Annotated in this window: 20 protein-coding genes and 1 pseudogene; 4 read left to right on the forward strand and 17 right to left on the reverse strand. The window is 66.6% G+C overall.

Features of this window, described 5'->3' with window-relative positions; genetic code table 11:
* The first annotated feature begins 45 nt into the window (after positions 1 to 45).
* Positions 46 to 1404 (forward strand): DUF7159 family protein, encoded by a 1359-nt coding sequence (locus CBI38_RS00335; protein WP_109325445.1) that lies wholly within the window; start codon positions 46 to 48, stop codon positions 1402 to 1404.
* Between the two features lie 38 nt (positions 1405 to 1442).
* On the opposite strand, the gene CBI38_RS00340 is transcribed toward CBI38_RS00335, so the two are convergent.
* The 4 genes from CBI38_RS00340 to lysX are packed head-to-tail and all read right to left on the reverse strand — an operon-like array spanning position 1443 to position 6893.
* The gene (locus CBI38_RS00340) at positions 1443 to 2042 is read right to left on the reverse strand and encodes a histidine phosphatase family protein (protein WP_109325447.1); all 600 of its coding nucleotides are present in this window, start codon (positions 2040 to 2042) and stop codon (positions 1443 to 1445) included.
* Positions 2043 to 2047: 5 nt separating this feature from the next.
* Complete coding sequence (locus tag CBI38_RS00345; protein ID WP_230990030.1) at positions 2048 to 2884, reverse strand: alpha/beta fold hydrolase; 837 nt, start codon at positions 2882 to 2884, stop codon at positions 2048 to 2050.
* Complete coding sequence (locus CBI38_RS00350) at positions 2881 to 3561, reverse strand: DUF998 domain-containing protein (RefSeq protein ID WP_109325451.1); 681 nt, start codon at positions 3559 to 3561, stop codon at positions 2881 to 2883. The genes CBI38_RS00345 and CBI38_RS00350 overlap by 4 nt, the downstream gene beginning before the upstream one ends.
* Positions 3558 to 6893: a bifunctional lysylphosphatidylglycerol synthetase/lysine--tRNA ligase LysX gene (gene lysX / locus CBI38_RS00355; RefSeq protein ID WP_109325453.1), complete on the reverse strand. Its 3336-nt coding sequence runs from the start codon at positions 6891 to 6893 to the stop codon at positions 3558 to 3560. The genes CBI38_RS00350 and lysX overlap by 4 nt, the downstream gene beginning before the upstream one ends.
* Before the next feature lie 110 nt (positions 6894 to 7003).
* Here lysX and CBI38_RS00360 point away from each other — a divergent pair, with 110 nt between their 5' ends.
* Positions 7004 to 7231, forward strand: coding sequence for an RNA-binding S4 domain-containing protein (locus CBI38_RS00360; protein ID WP_109325455.1), 228 nt, complete (start codon positions 7004 to 7006; stop codon positions 7229 to 7231).
* On the opposite strand, the gene CBI38_RS00365 is transcribed toward CBI38_RS00360, so the two are convergent.
* Both CBI38_RS00365 and rraA read right to left on the reverse strand, forming a co-directional pair.
* On the reverse strand, positions 7222 to 8583 hold the full coding sequence (locus CBI38_RS00365) for a dipeptidase (protein ID WP_109325457.1): 1362 nt from the start codon (positions 8581 to 8583) through the stop codon (positions 7222 to 7224). The genes CBI38_RS00360 and CBI38_RS00365 overlap by 10 nt on opposite strands.
* Positions 8584 to 8645: 62 nt before the next feature.
* Positions 8646 to 9116: a ribonuclease E activity regulator RraA gene (rraA, locus tag CBI38_RS00370; RefSeq protein WP_109325459.1), complete on the reverse strand. Its 471-nt coding sequence runs from the start codon at positions 9114 to 9116 to the stop codon at positions 8646 to 8648.
* Between the two features lie 154 nt (positions 9117 to 9270).
* Between rraA and CBI38_RS00375 the strand changes: the two genes are divergently transcribed.
* Positions 9271 to 9948 carry a TetR/AcrR family transcriptional regulator gene (locus tag CBI38_RS00375; RefSeq protein WP_109325461.1) on the forward strand — a complete coding sequence of 226 codons (678 nt, stop codon included), beginning with the start codon at positions 9271 to 9273 and terminating at the stop codon, positions 9946 to 9948.
* A 34-nt stretch (positions 9949 to 9982) separates the two neighbouring features.
* Here CBI38_RS00375 and CBI38_RS00380 read toward each other — a convergent pair whose 3' ends face one another.
* From CBI38_RS00380 to CBI38_RS00415, 8 genes and pseudogenes are all read right to left on the reverse strand, one after another.
* Positions 9983 to 10384, reverse strand: a complete 402-nt coding sequence (locus CBI38_RS00380; RefSeq protein ID WP_109325465.1) for a hypothetical protein — start codon at positions 10382 to 10384, stop codon at positions 9983 to 9985.
* Positions 10385 to 10688: 304 nt separating this feature from the next.
* Complete coding sequence (locus CBI38_RS00385; protein ID WP_109325467.1) at positions 10689 to 12470, reverse strand: acetyl/propionyl/methylcrotonyl-CoA carboxylase subunit alpha; 1782 nt, start codon at positions 12468 to 12470, stop codon at positions 10689 to 10691.
* 27 nt (positions 12471 to 12497) lie between these two features.
* Positions 12498 to 12797, reverse strand: a complete 300-nt coding sequence (locus CBI38_RS00390; RefSeq protein WP_109325469.1) for an acyl-CoA carboxylase epsilon subunit — start codon at positions 12795 to 12797, stop codon at positions 12498 to 12500.
* A pseudogene (locus tag CBI38_RS00395) lies at positions 12794 to 14415 on the reverse strand (acyl-CoA carboxylase subunit beta). Before CBI38_RS00395 ends, CBI38_RS00390 begins: the two are co-directional and overlap by 4 nt.
* A gap of 126 nt (positions 14416 to 14541) precedes the next feature.
* Positions 14542 to 14928, reverse strand: a complete 387-nt coding sequence (locus CBI38_RS00400; RefSeq protein WP_109325471.1) for a DUF5313 family protein — start codon at positions 14926 to 14928, stop codon at positions 14542 to 14544.
* 526 nt (positions 14929 to 15454) lie between these two features.
* Complete coding sequence (locus CBI38_RS00405; protein WP_109325473.1) at positions 15455 to 16216, reverse strand: MerR family transcriptional regulator; 762 nt, start codon at positions 16214 to 16216, stop codon at positions 15455 to 15457.
* Positions 16217 to 16254: 38 nt separating this feature from the next.
* Positions 16255 to 18108, reverse strand: coding sequence for an AMP-dependent synthetase/ligase (locus tag CBI38_RS00410; protein WP_109325475.1), 1854 nt, complete (start codon positions 18106 to 18108; stop codon positions 16255 to 16257).
* Between the two features lie 66 nt (positions 18109 to 18174).
* Positions 18175 to 19476 (reverse strand): MFS transporter, encoded by a 1302-nt coding sequence (locus tag CBI38_RS00415; RefSeq protein ID WP_109325481.1) that lies wholly within the window; start codon positions 19474 to 19476, stop codon positions 18175 to 18177.
* A 71-nt stretch (positions 19477 to 19547) separates the two neighbouring features.
* Between CBI38_RS00415 and CBI38_RS00420 the strand changes: the two genes are divergently transcribed.
* Positions 19548 to 20555, forward strand: a complete 1008-nt coding sequence (locus CBI38_RS00420; RefSeq protein WP_109325483.1) for a GlxA family transcriptional regulator — start codon at positions 19548 to 19550, stop codon at positions 20553 to 20555.
* Here CBI38_RS00420 and CBI38_RS00425 read toward each other — a convergent pair.
* From CBI38_RS00425 to CBI38_RS00435, 3 genes are all read right to left on the reverse strand, one after another.
* Positions 20522 to 21073 (reverse strand): GNAT family N-acetyltransferase, encoded by a 552-nt coding sequence (locus tag CBI38_RS00425; RefSeq protein WP_109325485.1) that lies wholly within the window; start codon positions 21071 to 21073, stop codon positions 20522 to 20524. The two genes, CBI38_RS00420 and CBI38_RS00425, sit on opposite strands and share 34 nt — an antisense overlap.
* Before the next feature lie 313 nt (positions 21074 to 21386).
* On the reverse strand, positions 21387 to 22007 hold the full coding sequence (locus tag CBI38_RS00430) for a nucleotidyl transferase AbiEii/AbiGii toxin family protein (protein WP_204164852.1): 621 nt from the start codon (positions 22005 to 22007) through the stop codon (positions 21387 to 21389).
* Positions 22008 to 22044: 37 nt separating this feature from the next.
* Positions 22045 to 22560, reverse strand: coding sequence for a helix-turn-helix transcriptional regulator (locus CBI38_RS00435; protein WP_109325488.1), 516 nt, complete (start codon positions 22558 to 22560; stop codon positions 22045 to 22047).
* Positions 22561 to 22628 lie beyond the last annotated feature (68 nt).

Raw genomic sequence — 22628 nt, forward strand, 5'->3', positions numbered from 1 at the left:
CTCTACCTCAGCGCGGCTCGTGACCGAACCGTTATAGTCGGTCTCATGACTTCGGTTCTGGGTGTGTCGGTCGGTGCCAGCGCTGTGCGCGTCGCGTGCCGTGACGCAGCCGACTCGGTTGACGCGACCGGGCCGATCTTCCGCTCGACGGCGGTAGCCGCAACCCTCGAACGGCCAGAGGACGTGGCTGCCGAATCCATCGGAACTGCCCTGGGAGACGGCGAAGACCTGGGCGAGGTACAGGCCATCGGCGTGGCCTACCAGGACGAGGCCCAGGCCGACGCCGTCGAGGCCGCCTTGGCCCGCGAACACATCGGCAACGTCCATCTCGTGCCTGAAGTGACCGCCGCACTCGAGATGCTCGAAATGTCGGGTGACCTCGAAAACCATTCGACGCTGGTGTTCTACGACCTCGGCAGTTCCGGACTCACCATTACCGTCGTCGAGCGCTCCACCGGGACGGTCCTCGACAGTGCCCGCACGGACGAGATCAGCGGTGACCTCGTCGACCGCCTGATTCGCGACCAGCAACTCGAACTGCAGAAGATCGCGCAGCCCGCCGACCAAGCTGCCGCTCTCGAACTCGACGCCCGGTGTCGCCTCGCGAAGGAGCAGCTCTCCAGCACAGGCGCGGTGTGCGTGCCTGGTGACGGGGGGCTGCTGCTGCTGTCGCAGGACACCTTCGAGTCGCTCATCCAGGGACCGGTAGAGACTTCCGCTCGGATCACTCGCGACGTGATCCACCGGTCCGGGCGTATGCCCGACGCCGCGGTCCTCATCGGTGGTGGCGCCTACATTCCGCTCGTCACCTCGGTGATGGAGTCGTGGCTGAAAATTCCGGTGATCGTTCCGGAGCAGCCAGAACTGGTGGCGGCCGAAGGTGCCGCCCTGTTGGCCCAGCAGGCACCCGCCGAGTCGGTCGCAATGCCCGAGCCCCCGAAATCCCGCCGCCGCGGCGCCGTCCTCGCCGGTGGGGCCCTCGCGGCGGTAGCGGCCCTCGGGCTCGTCCTCGGGGTGGGTGGCGACGTCTTGGAGGGGTCGGAAAAGGATCCGCAGCCGGACCCGACCGAGCCGGAAGCTCCGGCCCCAGTCATCGAGAACGCGACACCACCCGCAACGACGTCGGCCACGGCCGCCGACCTTCCGTCGCCCGTGCCGCCGCAGGTGGATACCGAAGCAGAGGCGCCTACGACGGGCGTTGCCCGAACCGAGGCCTATACCCCGTATGTGCAGCCCCCGACCGCCGCGCGGCCCGACAGCGGGACGCAAACCGATGTGAGCAGGAACGAGCCGGCACCGGCCCCGTCCCCACCGCCGCTCATCCCCGGCCTACCGCAGCTTCAGCTGCCTGTTCTCCCGCCGCCGGCCCCGCTACCCGAGCTACCGCGAATTCCGGGTCTCTAGTCGCCGAACGCCCGGTGGCCGAGCCTCACACGTCGCAACTAACGCCGCAGCATGTCCCGGACGTGACCGGTCTCGTTCACCGAGGCCACCCGTCGCTCGCCGCTGCGCGAGACGAGGACGCGGGTGACCGAGACGTACTCGATGGGGAACACGAGGGGACGGTCGAGGCCTAGCAGCTCCTGCAGGTACACGTTGATGACGCCGCCGTGGGCGAATATCGCGACGGTGTCGCGGTGGTCGGACTCCTGGACGACCCGGCCGAGCGCATCGAACACCCGTGTGCGGAAGGCGTCGGCGTCGATCCCCGCGGGAAGCTCGCCCGCGCGGATGCGGGCGTACGCTTCGGGCGCCCGCGCCTCGGCTTCGTGGAACGGGATGTAGTGGTCGAGGTCGTAGTCGTACTCAGCCAGCCCCTGGTCCTGAGTGACGCGAAGGTTGAGCGCCTCGGCGAGTGGCGCGGCCGTCTCCAGGGCGCGGCGCTGCGGGCTGCTCACGATCCGGGCGATGCGGTAGGGACCCAATGCGGCAGGCAGTCGCTTGGCCTGAGCCTGCCCGTCCTCGGTCAGGGCAGGATCGGCTCGTCCCTCGGACGTGGTCACGAGCTCCGGTAGCGCATGTCGGATCAATAGCAGTTGCACGACGATCAGCTTGCCAGTTCCCGGATCAGTGCCGCGACCTGGCCGGGTTGATCGATCATGGCGTGGTGACGGGCGGGTTGCACGACGCGGAAGGCGGCGCCGAGACGCTCGGCGAACTGTCGTTGGCGCCGAACCCACTCCCACCCCCACGGGGTCCGATGACCGGTGTGTGCGGCGGCCACGAGTATGGGGACGGGCATCGTGACGGCGGCGCGTAGGGCGGCAATCTCCTCGGCGAGGGCCGGATACGACGCGTTCTCGACCACCGACGACTCCAGATACGCGGGCTCGCGGTAGATGCGGGCCACCCACTGCCGAGTCTCGTACGTTATTCCACCCGGCGGCGTCGACTGGTTCAGCACTGCTCGAACGGTCGGGCCCAGCAGTCGCTGCAGCCCGAGCCGGCTCGACGCGCGGGCCACCCACCGGCCGGTTGCCACCCGCCAACGGGTCGGAATGACGCGGTGGGGTCGCAGAGTGATGGTCGCGTCGAGCAGCATCACACCGCCCGTGCGCTGGGGAAACAGCCGAGCGAAGGCCTCGGCGTAGATACCGCCGAGCGAGTGCCCCACCACGACGGCCGGTGCAGTACAGCCGAGCGCGTCGAGTACCGCGACGATCCTTTCCGCTTCACCGCGGGCCGTGGGTGGTGTGGATGAGGCGGGGCTGAGCCCGTACCCGGGTCGATCGATCCGTATGACGAGGCAAGAATCGGCAAGCAGTGCGGCGACGTCATCCCAGTCGAACCAGTTGCCGCCGAGACCGCCGTAGAGCACGACGGGGGGTCCGGCACCATCGACGACGACGTGCACTCCCGCGACCATTTCCCCAGGACGTTTCACGTGGAACCATCATTTTCGCCGGTGACGTGAAGCACGCTGAGTGATACGAAGATCAGCCACCCGCTGAAAGCGAGCAGCTGCACACGCTGGCCCAGTCCCAGCCACACGTCGTGCTCGCCGCGAATCGCGGCCGCTGCCAAGGTCCAGGCGGTGCCCACGACGACCACCGCTGAAACTGCCGCCCCGGTCAGCGTCAACCAGCGTGGCCAACCGTAGAGACAGGCCGCCAGCGCGAAAGTGAGCGCCGACACCACACCGCCCGTCGACGCAGACGTACTGGTGACGGCATGCAGTTCATGCGACAGCGGCAACTGACCCGAATCCTCGCGGGCAGCGCAGAGGGGATCCGAGGTGACCGCACAGCTCATCGGCATCCGCGAATCGAGGGCGGTGGCGACCCCGAACACGCACAACGCGAACCACCCGATCGCGGTCGCCCACCCTTCCGAGTACCGCCACAGTCCGAGGACGCCCGCGACCGCGACGGTGCAACCCGCCACCAGGTCGCCCGTACGGAACAGGGCACCGTAACGCTGGTCGGTGGCCGCGAGTTCGCTCGCGAAACCGCGCAGCGGGTCGATCTCGGTGTCCACGACGAACTCCAGCAGCCACGACGAGTAGGCCACCGCTCCGACGATCAACAGGGCGGCCACAGCAACGCGGCCACGGGAGGTCACTGCTTCGGTTTGGCCAACGGAAAGGCGAGGGTCTCCCGGATACTGCCGCCGGTGATCAGCATGACCACGCGGTCGACGCCCACGCCGAGTCCTCCGGTCGGGGGCATGGCGTGTTCGAGCGACTGCAGGAAGTCTTCATCGAGTTCCATCGCCTCCTCGTCGCCGCCGGCGGCGAGCATCGACTGCTCGGTGAGGCGGTTCCGCTGGTCGACCGGGTCGGTGAGTTCGCTGTACGCGGTACCGAGTTCGACGCCCCACGCCACCAGGTCCCACTTGGCCGCGACTCCGGGAATGGTGGGATGCGGGCGCGTGAGCGGCGACATCGACGTCGGGAAGTTGGTGTAGAAGGTGGGGAACTCGGTGTAGTCCTCCACCAGGTGCTCGTACATCTCCTGGGCCACGGCCCCGGCGTCCCATGTCGACTGGTACGGAATGTCGTGATCGTCGCACAGCCGTTGCAGATCCACGAGCGGTGTCTCGGGCGAAACATCGACCCCGAGTTTCTCGGCCACGGCCTGATGCATCGTCTTCACGGGCCATTCCCCGGAGATGTCGATCTCCACCATGGTGCCGTCGGGTCCCGGGCGCATGATGACTTCCCGTCCGTGGGCCGCGATCGCCGCCGTTTGGATGAGCTGACGGCACAGCACCATCATCTTTTCGTAGTCGCTGTGCGCCTCGTATGCCTCGAGGATGGTGAATTCGGGATTGTGCTTGAAGTCGACACCCTCGTTGCGGAAGACCCGGCCGATTTCGAAGACCTTCTCCATCCCGGCGACGCAGAGCCGCTTGAGGTAGAGCTCCGGGGCGATCCGCAGGTACAGGTCCAGGTTGTAGGCGTTGATGTGCGTGAGGAAGGGCGCCGCGTTGGCGCCGCCGTGTACCTGCTGCAGGATCGGTGTCTCCACCTCCAGGAAGCCACGCTCACCCAGCGAATCACGCAACGACTTCACGACGGCGCTGCGGGCCTCGAGAAGCCGCCGGGCGTCGGTGTTGATCATCAGGTCCACGTATCGCTGGCGCACCCGGGTTTCCGGGTCAGACAGACCTTTCCACTTGTCGGGAAGCGGGTGCAGGCATTTACCGGTCATCCGCCATTCGTTCGCCAGTACCGACAGCGCTCCCCGGCGGCTGTAGCCGATGACACCGGCAACCTCGACGAGGTCGCCGAGGTCGAATTCGGCGGCGAACGCCCGGATGCGTTCGGTCCCCACCCGGGCTTCGTCGACGAGGACCTGGATGTCTCCGGACCAGTCCCGGACCGACGCGAACACCACACCGCCGTAGTCCCGCAGGCGGAGTACGCGACCGGCGATGCGGACGGTCGTTCCTTCGGGGGATTCCGCCGCGGCGGCCACCGTATGAGTGGGTGGATACGCGACCGGGTAGGGGTCGATTCCCTCCTGCGCGAGTGTCGCCAACTTGTCGAGCCGGACCCGAACCTGTTCGGGGCGTTTCGGTCCCAGACTCGCCGCCGGACTACCGTCACCGGGGGCGCTGCCGTCCGCGTGCAACCCCTCGGCGGCGACCAGACCTGCGGGCACGGCCGCGTGAGTTCCGGTGTGCTTGACGGCGTCGCCCGCTGTCGAACGCCCGAATCTCGGCAAGGTGACGAAGCCCTCGGCGATCGCCGACGCGAATCCGACGCGCAGCAATTCCCGGTTGTCCTCGAAGCACAGGTAGCGCGGGACCCATTCGGGTTGGTACTTCACGTTGGAACGGTAGAGGGCCTCGAGCTGCCACCACCGGGAGAAGAAGACGAGGATCGACCGCCAGATCCGCAGGATCGGCCCGGCACCGATGCGTGATCCCTCCTCGAACACCGACCGGAACACGGCGAAGTTCAGGGACACCTTGGTGATGCCGAATTGGTCGGAGTTGGTGGCCAGTTCGGTCACCATCAACTCCACGACTCCGTTGGGAGAGGTGGGTTTGCGACGCATCAGGTCGAGCGAGACTCCGGACGGACCCCACGGTACGAGGGACAGGATCCCGACGATGTCGTCGTCCGCATCGATGGCCTGCACCAGAAGGCAGTCACCGTCGAGGCGGTCACCGAGCCGTCCGAGGGCCATGGAGAAGCCGCGTTCGGTTTCGGTGTCGCGCCAGGCGTCGGCGAGCCGGATCGTTTCGGCCATCTCCTCGGCGGGAACGTCTCGGTGCCTGCGAATCCGCACCGTGACGCCTTGGCGCCGCACGCGGGTGACGGCCTGGCGTACCTGCCGCATGTCGCGCCCGCTGAGGTTGAACTCGCGGGTGCGGAGAATGGCCTCGTCGCCGAGTTGCAGCACGGTGAGACCGGCCTTGGCGTAGGCGGTCGCGCCGGTTTCGCCCGCTCCCATGACGGCGGTGGCCCACCCGTATCGGGACGCGAGGGCCTGCCACGCCTCGATCGCATGGGGCCAGGCCTCGGGGTCGCCGATGGGGTCGCCGCTGGCGAGACAGACACCGATTTCCACCCGATAGGTGATCGCCGCTTTGCCGCTGGGAGCGAACACCACCGCCTTGTCGCGGCGTGTGGCGAAGTAACCGAGGGAGTCGTCGGCGCTGTACTGAAGCAGCAGTCCGCGCAGCGCCGACTCGTCGTTTCCGGTGAGGGCGTTGTGGGAGCGCTGGGCGCGGAACAAGGTCACCACGGCGGCCAGCAGGGCGGCGGCCCCGAACAAGCCGAGAAGGGTGTTGACGAAACCGTGTGGCCTGCCGGTGAACTGCTCGTTGTCGACGGCGGCGAGCGCGGTCACCCGGTTGAGGGACCACAGGAAGCGTTCCCCGGGTGGGAGGGTGCCGGGGAAGAGTTCGACCAGCCCCCACCCGACGAGTGTGCCCACGGTCAGGCCGACGACCAGGACGCCCAGGGCTTTCCACCCGGCGCCGCGGCGGACGCGGGTGTAGAACTCCGAACGGGCAGCGACCAGAATCCCGATCACTGCGAGTTGCACGGCGGCCGCGACTCCGGCGTTCCAGTTGCGGTCGGTGATCGCGACCACGATGTTCGCCACCATGAACAGGCTCAGGTACAGCGTGAGCAACCACCAGGCGATGCGTTTGCGGCTGGCGAGCGCGGCGGCGAGCAAACCCACCACCAGGGCCCAGGACAGGCTCGTGTCGGGAGCATCGAAGTAGTAGCTGTCTACGTACTCGCGCGGCACGTGCACGTAGTAGCGCAATACCGGCGAAAGACTCCACAGGAACACCAGCACCGAGAAGACACCCAGAATCAGTCCCGCGACGTGCGGAACCTGATGCAGGCGGCGGTTCGCGGAACCCGGGGCGGGACGGGCCCGCGGTGGGGCGGGGACAACCTCGGACGTGGTCTCGGTGCTAGCTGACATCGAGCGTTCCTTCCCGGCACGAGATGCGTACTGATCACTGCGGACAGGTGTGCTGTGTCCTAGTGTGATGCGTCGGACCGCTGTTCGTGGTGAAGAGGGAAGATAGAGGCATGTCCGACATTCATGAAGCCGTGCCGATCCGCGACGAATCCATTCGTCTGGGCCAGTTCCTCAAGCTCGCCAACCTCATCGAGTCGGGGGCCGAGGCCAAAGAGGTGATCGCTGACGGTCTGGTGTCGGTGAACGGCGAAGTCGAGGTCCGCCGCGGGCGGCAGCTTCGTGACGGTGACGTCGTCGCGATCGGGGGGATGACGGCGCAGGTGAGTTCTCAGGCCTGACGCCGGGCGGTGTCGGCCGCGAACCGCTGCAGGAACGTCGCTTCGGCGACGGCGAGTTTCTCGATCTCGCCGGGATCGACGCTCTCGTCGGGCGCGTGGATCCGGCTGCGCGGTTCCTCGACCCCGATGAGGGCGATCTCGGCGTTCGGGACTATGTCGGCCAAGACGTTGCACAAGGGGATCGAGCCGCCTTGCCCGACGGATCCCATCGGCTTGCCGAAGGCTTCTTCCATCGCCTTGCCGAGGGCGGCGTAGCCGGGGCCGTCGGTCGTTGCCCGGAACGGCGAGCCCACAGCTTCACGTTCCACCGTCACTCGCGCACCCCACGGCGCGGCGTTCTCGAGGTGCTTGACCAGGGCGTCCTGCGCTACCAGGGGATCCATTCCGGGCGGCACTCGCAGGTTCAGCCGGGCCGAAGCCCGGGGCGCGACGGCTGCAGCCGATCCGACCACCGGTGGGCAGTCGATGCCGAGCACGGTCAGCGCGGGTCTCGCCCACACCGCGTCGGCGACCGAGCCCGTGCCGGCGAGCCCGACCCCGTCCAAGACGCCGGCGTCGGCACGGAACCGCTCGGCGGGGTAGTCCACTCCTGTCCAGGTCTGGTCCGATGCGAGGCCGTCGACCACCGTGTTCCCGTCCCGGTCGCGCAGCGTCGACAGCATCTGGACGAGCGCAGCCACCGCGTCGGGGGCGGGACCACCGAACATCCCCGAATGGACTTCACCGGCCAGGGTTTCCACGTGCACGACGACGTTCGCTATTCCGCGCAGGGTGGTGGTGACGGTGGGATTTCCGGCTTCGGAATTGCCGGTGTCGCCGATGAGGATCATGTCGGCGTCGAACAACTCCGGCCGCGCTTCGACGAGATTCTCCAGCCCGCCGGTGCCCATTTCCTCGGAACCTTCGGCGACGATGCGGATCCCGACCGGGAAGGGGGTGCCGAGTGCCCGCAGCGCCAGTAGGTGCATGACGAGGTTGCCCTTGCAGTCCGCGGCGCCGCGCCCGTACCAGCGGCCGTCACGTTCGGTCAGTGTGAACGGCTCGCTGTGCCAAAGTGTCTCGTCGCCGGGCGGCTGAACATCGTAGTGGCAGTACAGCAGGACGGTGGGTGCGCCCGGAGGCGCCGGCTCGTGGCCCACCACGGCGAGGGATCCGTCGGATGTCTCCAGGAGATCGACGGACCCCACCCCGGCCCCGAGAAACGCGTCTCTCACCCATTCGGCCGCGCGGCGGCACTCCTCGGGCGGGAATTGCCGTGGATCGGCCACCGAACGCACGGCGACGAGCGCCGCCAGTTCGTTCCGGGCCGTGGGCATCAGCTCCGCGACCTTGGTACGAATGTCGTCCGACATCAACGCCTCCTCGGGGATGGGTCTCTACGTCAGGGCCGGTCACTCGCGCGACCAGCGGCCGGTCAGCGAACGACGACACCGTCCTGATCGCTGTACACCGTCTCGCCGGGGTTGAAGGTCACTCCGCCGATTTCGAGGGGAACGTTCTTCTCGCCGGATCCGGTCTGCGTGCTCTTGCGGGGATTAGTGCCCAGCGCCTTCACGCCGATGTCGAGCGTCTTCAGGATCGCCGAGTCGCGAACCGCACCGTTGACGATCACCCCGGCCCAGCCGTTGTCGACGCCGCGGCCGGCGATGATGTCTCCGACCAGTGCCGTATGGATGCTGGCGCCGCCGTCGACGACCAGCACTCCACCGTTGCCGGGCTCGCTGAGCGTCTGCTTGACCAGCAGGTTGTCCTGGAAGCACTTGATCGTGGTGATCGGTCCCGAGAACACGTCGCGCCCACCGAACTGGAGGAACTGCGTGTCGCAGCTCCGGATGTCGGGGCCGATCTCGTCTGCCAGGTCTGCGGTTGCCACGGGTTCAGTCATAGGCGTCAGGATAGTGGGACGACTCTGCGGCGAGCGCGTGCCGTGACCATTGCCGTGGCAGGCACCACCGGGCTCCCTCGCTGCAGCCCTTGGCGTAGTACCGCAACAGCTACACTTGACGCGTCCTGGCATAGCGAGCGGTAGATAGGTCATCATGGTCAGCTCATCCAAGGGTTCGACGCCCACCGTGGTCGGCAATGCAGCAGACTGGCGCCGCCTCGAACCCACGAAGTTGACGCCGATCCTCAGCGCCTCCCTCGACGCATTCTACGAACACGGCTTCCACGGCACCTCGGTACGCGACATCGCCCGCCGAGTCGGTGTCACGGTACCCGCTCTCTACTACCACCACGAAAACAAGGAAGCCGTTCTCCTCGCTCTCCTGGAGCTGTCCACCAGCGACGTTTTGGAACGGGCGCACGCGGCCAGTGCCGACGGCGGCGACGACCCCGTTCAGCGACTCGCGAATGTCATCGAGGCAATCGTGCTGCGGATGACCATGCGATCCCGTCTGGCGGCGCTCGAAAGCGAGGTGCGCTACCTGAGCCCGGAGAACCGGCAGCGGTACAGCACGGTCCGCAAGGGTGTCGAAGAACTGGTCCTCGAGATCGTCAAGGAAGGCAGGAAGCGGGAGCTCTTCGACGTCGCCGATGCCGCGGAGACCACGCGGGCGCTGCTCGGGATGTGCCAGTCGATCCCGCGTTGGTACCACGCCGAAGGCAAGCTGACCCCGGACGCCGTGGCCCGCAAGTATGTAGAGATCGCCATGAAGACCGTCGGATCCACGGTGGCCCCCGCCAAACCGAAGCGCAGGCGCACCGCCGAAGTGTGACGGGCGGTGCGCCTGGCTTCGGCGCGAATCCGGTCTACGAACCCAGACTCGGTCCCTCGACGACGTCGAATTCTGTTGTAGTGGTGGCCGGTTCGTCGCTGTTGGGTGGGTCGTAGGTGAACTCGGCGACGTATCGGCCGGCCTCATGGACGCGGGTTGCAACCGTGGCGCCACCGAGTGTGAGAGGAAGGGTCCGGGTCGTCACGTCACCGTCCGGTTCCGTGAGTTCGAGAAGGACCGGTGTGGTGCCGTCTTCGCCGGTCGGTGTCGGCATCACGAGTACGCCGAGCGTCACGAGGTTGTTGGCGTAAACGGTACCGATCGGGGGCAGAACGTTGATCTGGTATGCGGTGGCTGCGGTTGCTGTGGGAGCCAGCCCCACCGCGGCCGCACCGGCCAACGCGGCAATGGTCATGGTCGCTCGCGAGAAGTTCATGCACGATCCCTTCCTGTCAACGGCGTCTCAGACCGCAGTCACGTTACGGCAGGGAAGGGGTGAGTCGATGGATCTTCACCGCGTGTTCGAGAACAGTTCGACCGCAGGAGTTTCCGGACCACCGCACCCGAAAACTCTTGAACGTGAGGCGGTATCCGCGCTCCCCATACCCAGAGTGCGCTGCAGAGGGTGCGTTCGGGGAAGGTGTCCGCTTTCGCGACCTTGTACCGGGGTGGCGGCCGCTGTCCACGGCCGCCACCCGTGAGTACTTCTCAACAACGGGCGGTTGAGAAGTACTCACAAGCTATTTCAGCTCGGCGAGGACGGTGCCTTGGGTGATGGCGGCGCCGGGTTCGACGGTCAGTCCGGTGACGATGCCGGCCTTGTGGGCGTTGACCGGGTTTTCCATCTTCATGGCCTCGAGGACGGCGATGAGGTCGCCCTCGGCGACTTCCTGGCCTTCCTCGACGGCGACCTTGACGACGGTGCCCTGCATCGGGGCGGTGACGGCGTCACCGGACGCGGCACCCCCGCCGGCGCCGCCGCGGGTGCGGGCCTTCGGCTTCTTCCGGACGGCACCGTTACCGCCGGTGGTGGGGGCGCCGAGGCTGAACTGGCCGGGCAGGGACACCTCGACGCGGCGGCCGCCGACCTCGACGACCACGTTCTGCCGGGGCAGTGAGTCGTCCTCGTCGACCGGTTGGCCGCCGGTGAACGGTTCGATCTGGTTGTTCCACTCGGTTTCGATCCACTTGGTGTAGACGTCGAATGAGGTGCCGTCACCGATGAAGGCGGGATCGGAGACGATGGCCCGGTGGAACGGGATGACCGTGGCCAGCCCCTCGACCTGGAATTCGGCGAGGGCGCGGCGGGCGCGGGCGAGGGCCTCGTCGCGGGTGGCGCCGGTGACGATGAGTTTGGCGAGCATCGAGTCGAACTGGCCGCCGATCACCGATCCGGTTTCCACGCCGGAGTCCATCCGCACCCCGGGGCCGGTGGGCGGGACGAACTTGGTGACCGGGCCGGGGGCGGGCAGGAACCCGCGGCCGGCGTCCTCACCGTTGATCCGGAACTCGAAGGCGTGCCCGCGGGGGGTGGGGTCCTCGAGGATGTCGAGTTTCTCGCCGTTGGCGATCTTGAACTGTTGCAGTACCAGGTCGATGCCGGCGGTTTCCTCGGTGACGGGGTGTTCGACCTGCAGGCGGGTGTTGACCTCGAGGAAGGAGACGGTGTCGCCCTGGACCAGGTATTCGACGGTGCCGGCGCCGTAGTAGCCGGCCTCTTTGCAGATGGCCTTGGCGGAGGTGTGGATCCGGTTGCGTTGGTCGTCGGTGAGGAAGGGGGCGGGGGCCTCCTCGACGAGTTTCTGGAAGCGGCGTTGCAGGGAGCAGTCGCGGGTGCCGGCGACGATGACGTTGCCGTGCTGGTCGGCGATGACCTGGGCTTCGACGTGGCGGGCCTTGTCCAGATATTGTTCGACGAAGCATTCACCGCGGCCGAACGCGGCGACGGCCTCGCGGGTGGCGGAGTCGAACAGTTCGGGGATTTCCTCGATGGTGTGCGCGACCTTCATCCCGCGGCCGCCGCCGCCGAACGCGGCCTTGATCGCGACCGGAACCCCGTATTCCTTGGCGAACGCGACGACCTCGTCGGCGTTCTTGACCGGGTCCTTGGTGCCGGCGGCCATCGGGGCCTTCGCCTTTTCGGCGATGTGGCGGGCGGTGACCTTGTCGCCGAGGTCGCGGATCGATTGCGGGGAGGGGCCGATCCAGATCAGGCCGGCGTCGATCACGGCCTGGGCGAAGTCGGCGTTCTCGGAGAGGAAGCCGTAGCCGGGGTGGATGGCGTCGGCGCCGGACTTGGCGGCGGCGTCGAGGATTTTGTCGAACACCAGATACGATTCGGCGGAGGTCTGCCCACCCAACGCGAATGCTTCGTCGGCCAGGCGCACGAACGGGGCATCGGCGTCGGGTTCGGCGTAGACCGCGACACTGGTGTACCCGGCATCGGCGGCGGCCCGGATCACCCGCACTGCAATCTCACCGCGGTTCGCGACGAGCACCTTGGAAATACGTGCACTACTCATCGAAATGTCTTCCCTTTTCTGCAAGTGTCAGTAGCCTGCATTGACCAGTACCGCGGCGGCGGCCACCTGTCGGCGCAGGATGAGAGCTGGTGTGCCCCACGGGTCTTCGTCGGAAACGGGAGCGTCCGCCGTGGAGCCCGCCGAGGCGAGTGCCGCGAAGACCGCCAGCACCGCGGCGATGTCCGTATCGCTCGGGTTCCCCCGGAACGTCACGACCGGCGCCGCCGGTGCCTGTTCGGTCATCGCGACTCCCGACGCGATCTCGTCGAACACCTCGTCGACCACAAGCTCGGCCGTCATCGTGCCGAATGATTCGCCGCCGCTCATAGCGGGATGTTCCCATGCTTCTTGGGCGGGAGGGTGACCATTTTGCGTTCGAGGAGGCGCAGGGCGGCCACGATCTGTCCGCGGGTGTGGGAGGGCGGGATGACGGCGTCGACGTAGCCGCGTTCGGCGGCGACGTAGGGGTTGACGAGGGTGTCTTCGTATTCGCGTTGCAGTTGCAGGCGCAGTGCGTCGACGTCGTCGCCGTTCTTCGCGGCCTCGAGGAGGCGTTTGCGGTAGACGAAGCCGACGGCGCCGGAGGCGCCCATGACGGCGATCTGGGCGGTGGGCCAGGCGAGGTTGACGTCGGCGCCCATGTGTTTGGAGCCCATCACGTCGTAGGCGCCGCCGTAGGCCTTGCGGGTGATCACGGTGATCTTCCCGACGGTGGCCTCACCGTAGGCGTAGAGCAGTTTCGCGCCGCGGCGGATGATGCCGTTGAACTCCTGGTCGGTGCCGGGCAGAAAGCCCGGGACGTCGACGAGGGTGATGATCGGGACGTTGAACGCGTCGCAGGTGCGCACGAAGCGGGCGGCTTTTTCGGAGGCGTCGATGTCGAGGCAGCCGGCGAAGACGGTGGGCTGGTTCGCGACGATCCCGACGGAGCGGCCGTCGACGCGGCCGAAGCCGACGACGATGTTGCCGGCGCGTTCGGCCTGGACCTCGAGGAATTCGTCGTCGTCGAGGATCCGGCGGATCACCTCGTGCATGTCGTACGGTTGGTTCGCCGAGTCCGGGATCAGGGTGTCGAGTTCGAGGTCCTCGTCGGTGAGGAAGTCTTCGATGGCGCCGGGATCGGGTCGGTGGGCTGGGTGCGGGGGGCGGCGGCCTGGTTGTTGCTGGGTAGGTAGGACAGCAGGTCCTTGACGTAGTCCAATGCGTCTTGTTCGCCGGAGGCGACGTAGTGGGCGACGCCGGATTTGACCATGTGGGTGTGCGCGCCGCCCAAATCTTCCATGGTGACGTCTTCGCCGGTGACGGTTTTGATCACGTCGGGGCCGGTGACGAACATCTGGGAGGTTTTATCGACCATCACGACGAAGTCGGTGAGGGCGGGGGAGTAGACGTGGCCGCCGGCGGCGGGGCCCATGATCAGCGAGATCTGGGGGATCACGCCGGAGGCCTGGACGTTGCGGTGGAAGATTTCGCCGTACAACCCGAGGGAGACGACGCCTTCCTGGATGCGGGCGCCGGCGCCTTCGTTGATGCCGATCAGGGGGCGGCCGGTCTTGAGGGCGAGGTCCATGACCTTGACGATTTTTTCGCCGTAGATTTCGCCGAGGGAGCCGCCGAAGACGGTGGCGTCCTGGGAGAAGACGCACACGTCGCGGCCGTCGATGGTGCCGTAGCCGGTGACGACGCCGTCGCCGACGGGGCGGTTGTCGGCGAGGCCGAAGTTCACGCTGCGGTGGCGGGCGAGGGCGTCGAGTTCGACGAAGCTGCCGTCGTCCAACAATGCGGTGATGCGTTCGCGGGCGGTGAGCTTGCCCTTCGCGTGGACCTTCTCGACCGCTGCTTCACCGCTGGGGTGCTGCGCCTCGACCTGACGATTACGCAGGTCGGCGAGCTTTCCCGCGGTCGTGTGAATATCGGGCGTGACCGCCGAATCTGTGACTGTCATCTAGAACTGCTTCCCGTCGAGGCTGTCGGAACCTGCGGTCACCCTCAGGGGTGCGCGGCTCGTGGGGCTACCACTCGGACGTCGCCACTTTAACGCACTACTTATCGATCGCTCACGTGTGCTGCGTCACTCCACCCCACGGCCATGGCGCTTTTCATAGTCCTCTCGGGTGCGGTCGGCCCGGCGCTGAGCCTTCGCCGTGAGGAGGTCGGGGTCGAGTCCGTGACTGAGAAGACGGTGCCGACGGTAGATGTTCATCAACGCGACCGCGAAGTACAACAGCGGGAGCAAGAGCAGCGCCATCATGGCCAAGGGGACCCAGATCGGACCGGGTATGAGAAGGAACAGCAACAGTACTGCGACGACGGGAAGCATGAACCGAAGGACGTACCGCACGGAGGCACCGGGACCCACGAGGTCGTTGCGGACCCATTCCTGCATGGAGTCCGGAAGTGTGCGACCGAACAGATACCCGACGTACTGGCTGGGACTGGGACGCTGCGGATCGGCCATGGGTTTCAGAATAGTGCCGACATGCGGAAGCGAACTCGACGGCAGTGTGCCGTCGAGTTCGCTCCGTTCGGTCCGTCAGCTGCGCGAGTTACTTGGGCCCACCACCTCCGCCTGTCCCGCCGCCAGTCCCACCGCCGGTTCCCGTTCCGCCACCTGTTCCGCCCCCGGGACGACCGGGGCAGGGCTTCGGCATCGTGGGACCCGTGCCGGTGTTCGGTGCGGAGCTGGCGAGCGGCACGGCAGCCCTGACTACCTGCGGACAGTCCGGCTTCGGCTGCGGCTGTGGTTGCGGGGCAATCGGCAAGGTGTGGGCGGGGCTTGCCTGGGACACGGGGCCGGCCGCGAAGGCAGGTCCTGCCGCCGCAGCTGTGACAGCGAGTGCCGCCGCGGCGACGGCAACTGCGGTACGGATCTTCAAGTGGGGCATGCGATACCTCCGGGGTCGGGTTGTGGGGCCCATTTAGATTGGCCTCCAATCGCATTCGGAACTAGATGCCCTAGGGTGCGTGAAACGCACCCCATCCCGTCATTGCTGCTCGGCGTTCGCGACGATGATGTCGCGAACGAACTGCGCCAACCCGGGCGCGATGTCGTCGTAATGCTGGCGAAAACGATCGTCCGCGACGTACATCTCGGCGAGATTCACCTGCATCGGGTGGTCACAGTCGTAGAACTTCGCGATTCCGGCGCGGTGTTCCTCCGCCAGGGCGTTCGCACGATCCGAGCCGGGTTCGACGCCCTCCGCCATCGCTTCGGCGAGCTTCGCCTCGAGAGCGTCGCCCTCGGCCTTGATGCGCTGCCAGTCGTTCTTGTCGTACTTGGCCGTGCGCTGCTGTGATTGCTTCCATGCGTCGTTGTCGCCCCATCGTTCCTCGGCCTCTGCGGCATATTCTTCGCCCGGCCAGTCGGCACCGAAAATTTCGTTCTGCTCTTCCGGGGTGAGCTGAATGCCCATACTTTTCGCCTCCATCATCTTCTCCACGGCGGCAGCCATCTCGTGTAAGCGATCGATCCGTTCGCTCAGCAGTTCGTGCTGTCGCCGCAGATGCGCGAGGGCATCCACGTCCGGGTCGTCGAGAAGGGCTGCGATCTCCTCGAGAGGGAACCCCAGCGCCCGGTACGTCAGGACGCGGTGAAGACGTTCGACGTCTGCATCCGAGTAGCTGCGGTACCCGCTGGGTGTGCGGTCCGACGGCGTCACCAGGCCGATCTCGTCGTAGTGATGCAGCGTGCGCACACTCACTCCGACCAGCTTGGCGACGACGCCTACCGTGTGTTTCTCGCTCACGTCTCTACCGTGGGGCCTGACGTCGCGTGAGGGTCAAGTCAGCTGTAGAGATCCTGGAGTTCGTCGGAGAAGTTGTTCATCACAACCTTGCGCTTGAGTTTCATGCTCGGCGTGATTTCGCCGTTCTCGACGGTCAGTTCGCGATCGAGAATCCGGAACTTCTTGATCTGCTCCCACCGGTTGAGTCCGCCGTTGAGCTCTTCGACATAGCCGCCGATCAGGTTGCGTGTCTCCTGGGCCTGCGCGATCTCGGAGAACGACTTGTCGCCCATACCGTGATGTTTCGCCCACTCGCCGATGGCCTCGGCGTCGAGGGAGATGAGCGCGACACAGTACGACTTGCCCTCGCCGTCGACGATCAGCTCGCCGACGTAGGGGCAGATCCCCTTGAAGGTGGAGGCCACCGCGGAGGGTGCCACGTACTTGCCGTTGGACGTCTTGAACATGTCCTTCTTGCGGTCGGTGATCCGCAGGTAGCCGTCTTCGTCGATCTCACCGATGTCACCGGTGCGGAACCAGCCGTCCTCGGTCAACGCCTCCGCAGTCGCCTCCGGGTTCTCGTGATAGCCGCTCATCACGCCGGGGCCCTTGATCAGAATTTCACCGTCTTCGCCGATCTTCGTCTCGGTTCCGGGGATAGCCCAGCCGACAGTTCCGAAGCGGTAGGCCGACGGCCGGTTGACGAAGGATGCCGCGCTGGTCTCGCTCAGTCCGTAACCTTCGAGAACCTTGATACCGACGGCGTCGAACCATTGGGCGACATCACGATTGAGCGCAGCGGATCCGGAGATGAAGAATTTCAGGCGTCCACCGAACCGCTCGCGAATCGTGCTGTACACCAACCGGTCTGCGAGTGCATGCTGCACCGACTCGAGAAGGGATGGGCTCTTTCCTGCCTGTTTGGCCCTGGACACCGCGAGTCCGACCCCGATTGCCCAGTCGAAGATCTTCGCTTTCACACCGCCCTCTTCATGGACGGTGGAGACGATCCGGGCATAGGCCTTTTCGAAGATCCGGGGGGCAGCGCCCATGAAGGTCGGGCGCACGACCGCAAGATTCTCGACGATTTTGTCGACCCGTCCGTCGACCGCGGTGGCGAAGCCGATCTGCAGTGGCAGGACGAGCAGCACCTTCCCGAAGACGTGCGAGAGGGGTAGCCACAGATACTGCAGGTCGTCGGGATCGAGCAGACCGGTGGAGTCGATCGCGGCCGCCACATACGTCCACGCCGAATGCGGAAGACGCACGCCTTTCGGCTTTCCGGTGGTCCCGGACGTGTAGATGAGGGTGGCCAGATCATCCGGCTTGATCGCATCGATCCGCTCGTTCACCGCATCCGGCTTCTCGGCCAGCAATTCGGCGCCGAGGTCGTGTAACTGCTCGAACGTGATCACCCAGTCGTCGCCTTCGCCGGGTGTGCCGTCGATCAAAACGACCTTCTCGACATCCGTGAGCTCAGTGCGATTGTCCCGCAGCTTCGCCAGCTGCGTGTCGTCCTCGGCGATGACGACACGGCTCCCCGAGTTGGCGACGATGTAGGCCACATCGGGAGCGGTCGTCGTGGGATACACCGTGGTGGTGGCGGCGCCGGCGCACATCACCGCGAGGTCGGCCAGCACCCATTCGTAGCGGGTGGCGGAAGCCAGCGCCACGCGCTGCTCGGCCTGCACCCCGAGCGAGATCAGGCCGGCGGCGAGGTTGCGCACACGATCACCGGCCTCGGACCAGGTGACGCTCACCCACTCGTCGCCATTCCCGGGTCGGATGTAGCGGAACGCCTCGTGACTCGGCGATGTGGCTACCCGATTGATGAACATTGCGGCCACCGACGGGGCCCGATTCTCGATCTTGGACTGGTCGACGACCTCGTCCGATGCGCGTTGAGCTGCCATACATGGATCTTAGGAAGCGAGGCGGCATCGAGGAGGCGGATTCGCCCAGGCCGCGCAACCGTGACCTCAGGCGATCGCGCGCGGCGCCTTCGCGACGATGGCCAGCGACATGACAGCGGCGATCGCACACAGACCCCCGGCCACGTAGAACGCGGCGTCGTATCGACCGAACTCGTCGCGCACCAAACCTGCCAGAAACGCGACGATGCCGGCCCCGATTTGGTGCGAGGCCAGCACCCAGCCGAACACGATCGGCGCATCGGCGCCGAAGTGTTTGCGGCAGAGAGCAACTGTCGGGGGCACCGTGGCCACCCAGTCGAGGCCGTAGAAGATGACGAACGCGATCATCGGCGGGTGAACGGTGCCCGCGAAGAGGATTGGCAACAGCATCAAAGAGATGCCGCGCAACAGGTAATAGATGCCGAGCAGCTTGCGCGAATCGAACCGGTCGGTGAACCACCCCGACGCGATGGTCCCGACGACGTCGAAGATTCCGATGACGGCGAGCAGGCTCGCCGCCGCGGTGGTCGGCATGCCGTGATCGTGTGCGGCGGGCACGAAATGGGTGCCGACCAGACCATTGGTGCTTGCACCACAGATCGCGAAGGTGCCCGCCAACAGCCAGAAGACCCGAGTGCGGGCTGCGGAGAGCAACACGGTGACGGCCCGGCCCGCAGCGCCACCGCGTCCGGTCGGTGCGGGTGGTTCCGCGAGGTAGTCGGGCCCGGCGCCGTACGGCACCGTACCGACATCCGATGGCCGGTTGCGGAGAAACACCAGCACCAGCGGGACGACGGCGAGGGCCGCGAACGACACCGTCAGTGCCACCGTCTGCCAGTTGTATCGCTCGGCGAGCACGGCGAGGATCGGCAGGAACACCAGCTGTCCCGCCGCGCTGCCGGCGGTGAGAATGCCCGTGACCAGACCGCGCCGCGCCACGAACCAGCGATCGACCACGGTGGCGACGAACGCGAGCGCCATCGAACCGGTGCCTAAACCGACGAGCACACCCCACAGCAGCACCAGCTGCCAGGTGGCGGTCATGAAAATGGTCAGCCCACTCCCGGTAGACACGAGGACGAGCGCCGCCGCCACCACCCGGCGCATGCCGAACCGCTCCATCAGCGCTGCGGCAAACGGCGACGTCAACCCGTACAGCACCAGATTGATCGACACCGCCGAAGAGATGCTTGCCCGCGACCAGCCGAAATCCTCGTGCAACGGGTCGATGAGGATCGACGGCGCAGCACGGAAACTTGCCGCCCCCACCAGAGCGAGGAAAGCGACCATCGCCACCAGCCAGGCGTAGTGCAGGCGGGGCGGGGCTATTCGGGCCGGAGGTGCCGGTGGCGCGATGTCGGACGTCACGACGGTAAGTCTGCGGGACGGCGTCCCGCCGGAAAAGTTGCCGGAATGCCAACATGTGAAAGAATCTGGCCATGGTCGAACGTCATCGGGTGGTAGTGCTCGCCTTGGACGGTGTGATCCCATTCGAACTCGGCATCCCCTCGCGCGTCTTCGGCCGGGCGCACGACACGGATGGCAATTCGCTGTACGAGGTACAGACGTGCACGGCCGACGGCCGACCGGTGCGGTCGGACGCCGACTTCTCGATATCCGTCGATCACGGGCCAGAGCTGCTGGCCGAGGCCGACACGGTCGTGATCCCCGCGTCGTACGAACTCGGCCCCGCCTACGACGACGGCCATCTGCCGCCGAATATCGAGGCGGCACTCGCGTTCGTCCGGCCCGGCACGCGGTACGTCTCCATCTGCACCGGCTCCTACATCCTCGCCGCGGCGGGTCTCCTCGACGGTCTGCGCGCCACCACCCACTGGCGCAACACCGAGCACTTCCAACGGACGTACCCGCAGGTCCGGGTCGATCCCGACGTCCTGTTCGTCGACGAGGGACAGATCCTCACCTCGGCGGGCGTTGCCGCCGGACTCGACCTCTGCCTCCACATCGTGCGCCGCGACCACGGCTCCGACCTGGCCAACCAGGTGGCGCGCCGATGCGTCGTCCCGCCGTGGCGCGACGGCGGCCAGGCGCAGTACATCGAGAGGCCGATTCCGGCTGCCGGTGCGGAGTCCACCGCGGCCACCCGGAACTGGGCTTTGGAGCGGCTCGGGGAATCGTTGACGCTGACCCGGATGGCTGCGCACTCGAACATGAGCGTTCGCACCTTCACCCGGCGGTTCGGCGAAGAGGTCGGCACCACCCCCAACCGCTGGCTGATCACCCGCCGGGTCGACCGCGCCCGGCAACTCCTCGAGACCACCGACCTGTCCGTCGACGTCATCGCCCGGGAGGTCGGTTTCGGGACGACGGCGTCCTTGCGCCAGCACATGGGCGCCGTCCTCGGTGTCCCACCGTCGGCCTACCGCAAGACATTCCGCGGTCGCCGCAGCCCTCATACCGAGCGCAAATCGAGCCTGCTGATGTAGTGGGCCCCGTCGTCGATGGGGTTGTCGGGCGGGAGATAGCCCGCACCGACCCGGCGGAAACCGGCCTTCTCCAATGCCCGCCAGGACGCACGATTCGGTACGACGACGGGAACGATTATTGCTGTCGCGTCGGGTGAGTCCGCGCGGCACTTGTCCACGAAAGCCCTGATCATGGCAGTGCCTAAGCCGCGGCCGATGTGTTCCGGGTCGCCGATGAAGTAGTCGATCGACAAGCTCCCGTCCGGTACCTCGACGTGTGCGGTGAGCAGTGCGACGTCTTCCGGGTAGTCGGCGAGTCGATACCGCTGGATGAACCCGAGAGGGCGGCCACCGCGCACAACCAGGAAGTCCTCACACGGTTCGGTGCCGTCGATACTTCCCCCGAAGTCCCGCTCGATATCGGCGTCCGATGTCTCGTGGTTCCAGAACCGCGCGACGTGGGGTTCACGTAGCCACTTCTGCAGCTGGGGGAAATGGTCCCGGGTCGTACGGAGAAACTCGAAGTCGGAGTCGGCCACGCAGGCGACGCTACTTGGTCGGGGACCGCGTGGGCGGCCCGTTCTCGCGCACCGAACGGGCGGCCTCGAGTACGGCGCGGACGAGTTCGCTGCGGCTGCACCGGGTTTCGGCGAGGAACATGGCCACGGGTGACCGGGTCGGCCGGTGCCGGCTGGATGTCGGCGGCGGCACTGGTCGGTGAATAACGCCCATACGTGCCGGTATGCCCGGTCCAAGCGGCGCTGGGCGCCATCTAATGCCCCAGCCTTGCGCGCCCATCCGCGTACGGTGAACGCCCCTCGCAGATTCGAGGGGCGTTCTCGGGTTTCGTGGTCAGTGTCGGAGTTGTTGTGCCCAGGCGGCGAAGAAGGCACGAAGTTGGGGTATCTCGGCGGCGGCGGTAGGGATCGCGTGGTCGGGGAATCGCTGGAGGCTGTCGAACATCGTGGCGAGTATCTGTGGGTCGAACCCGGCGTCGATCTCGGCTGCCCGCGTCAGCAGTGTTTGTTTGTCGTAGATGGCCGAGAGTGCGTAGATGTCGGAGAAGTCGCGGGCTTCGGCGCGGTCGAAGAGGGCGATGAGTTTGCGGCCGGCGAGTTCTTCGGGCGCGTAGGTCGGTCCCGCCACACTCGCGGTTGCCGGTAGTCCCGGGGCGGAGTCCAGCGCCAGGTCGACCAGGAGTTGTTCGGGTCCGTGGATGAGTAAGCGACAGAACGTGGTCCCGTCATGGATGCGATCGATTCGCCAGCCGCGGGTGTCGGCGGCCTGCTCGAACTCGTCACGAGCCCTGGTGACGTCGCCGCGGTCGGGGCCGGTGAAGAAATCGAGGTCTTGTGTCGGGCGGGTGCTCAGTTGCTGGGCGATCAGTGCTGCGCCGCCGGCCAGGAGGAAGCCCTTGCTGGCCGGCAGAGTGAAGAAGAGCTGGGCAACCTCGATCTGGAACTCGGTCAGCACGACGATGTCCGGTGGTGCCGGGATAGCTCCGCTGTGCTCATCGGGTGGGGAGAATCTGTTCGATCACCGGTGTCCAGGCGATGCGCAGGTCACGAGGCACGACGAGCTCGGACCAGAGGTCGATCAGTAGTGCTCCGTCGATGTAGGTCAGCACGTGGTCGGGGGTGCCTTCGCGCAGGACGATCTCGTACACCCGCGATCGCTCGGACCGGTCGGACAGCCGAAACGAGCGCCCGGGATCGGACCAGTTCAAGGCCAGGGGCAACTCGACTGTCGCCATCGCTCGCTCAATAGGCAAGCGTGGAAGACGATCCGGGACGAGGTAGTTCCGGCCGCGCGCCCCGGGGACCGGATGGAAGGTGATGTGCGGGGTGGCGTCGAGGTCGTAGCCGGCTTCGTTGAGGAGTCGTGACGCCGTTTCCAGGGACGGCGACTTGCGCCCGTTTTCGTAGGCCGAAAGGGTCGGTCGTGAGGTGTGGGCGCGGCGGGCGAGTTCGTCCTGGCTCAGGCCGGCGGCCCTGCGAACGCGTTCGAGAAGTGCTGCTCCTTTCATGCTGCGTTTCCGTCCTTCCAGCCGCAACTATCGCCATATGTATCCGATTGGATACGCTACGCGTGTGG

This window comes from Rhodococcus oxybenzonivorans, from assembly GCF_003130705.1.
Lineage (GTDB): Bacteria > Actinomycetota > Actinomycetes > Mycobacteriales > Mycobacteriaceae > Rhodococcus_F > Rhodococcus_F oxybenzonivorans.

What these genes read in the sequence shown, in the direction of transcription:
- CBI38_RS00335 (WP_109325445.1), top strand. Translation starts at nt 46, where the DNA reads ATGACTTCGGTTCTGGGTGTGTCGGTCGGTGCCAGCGCTGTGCGCGTC.
- lysX (WP_109325453.1), bottom strand. Translation starts at nt 6,893, where the DNA reads ATGTCAGCTAGCACCGAGACCACGTCCGAGGTTGTCCCCGCCCCACCG.
- CBI38_RS00360 (WP_109325455.1), top strand. Translation starts at nt 7,004, where the DNA reads ATGTCCGACATTCATGAAGCCGTGCCGATCCGCGACGAATCCATTCGT.
- CBI38_RS00365 (WP_109325457.1), bottom strand. Translation starts at nt 8,583, where the DNA reads ATGTCGGACGACATTCGTACCAAGGTCGCGGAGCTGATGCCCACGGCC.
- rraA (WP_109325459.1), bottom strand. Translation starts at nt 9,116, where the DNA reads ATGACTGAACCCGTGGCAACCGCAGACCTGGCAGACGAGATCGGCCCC.
- CBI38_RS00375 (WP_109325461.1), top strand. Translation starts at nt 9,271, where the DNA reads ATGGTCAGCTCATCCAAGGGTTCGACGCCCACCGTGGTCGGCAATGCA.
- CBI38_RS00380 (WP_109325465.1), bottom strand. Translation starts at nt 10,384, where the DNA reads ATGAACTTCTCGCGAGCGACCATGACCATTGCCGCGTTGGCCGGTGCG.
- CBI38_RS00385 (WP_109325467.1), bottom strand. Translation starts at nt 12,470, where the DNA reads ATGAGTAGTGCACGTATTTCCAAGGTGCTCGTCGCGAACCGCGGTGAG.
- CBI38_RS00390 (WP_109325469.1), bottom strand. Translation starts at nt 12,797, where the DNA reads ATGAGCGGCGGCGAATCATTCGGCACGATGACGGCCGAGCTTGTGGTC.
- CBI38_RS00400 (WP_109325471.1), bottom strand. Translation starts at nt 14,928, where the DNA reads ATGGCCGATCCGCAGCGTCCCAGTCCCAGCCAGTACGTCGGGTATCTG.
- CBI38_RS00410 (WP_109325475.1), bottom strand. Translation starts at nt 18,108, where the DNA reads ATGGCAGCTCAACGCGCATCGGACGAGGTCGTCGACCAGTCCAAGATC.
- CBI38_RS00420 (WP_109325483.1), top strand. Translation starts at nt 19,548, where the DNA reads ATGGTCGAACGTCATCGGGTGGTAGTGCTCGCCTTGGACGGTGTGATC.
- CBI38_RS00435 (WP_109325488.1), bottom strand. Translation starts at nt 22,560, where the DNA reads ATGAAAGGAGCAGCACTTCTCGAACGCGTTCGCAGGGCCGCCGGCCTG.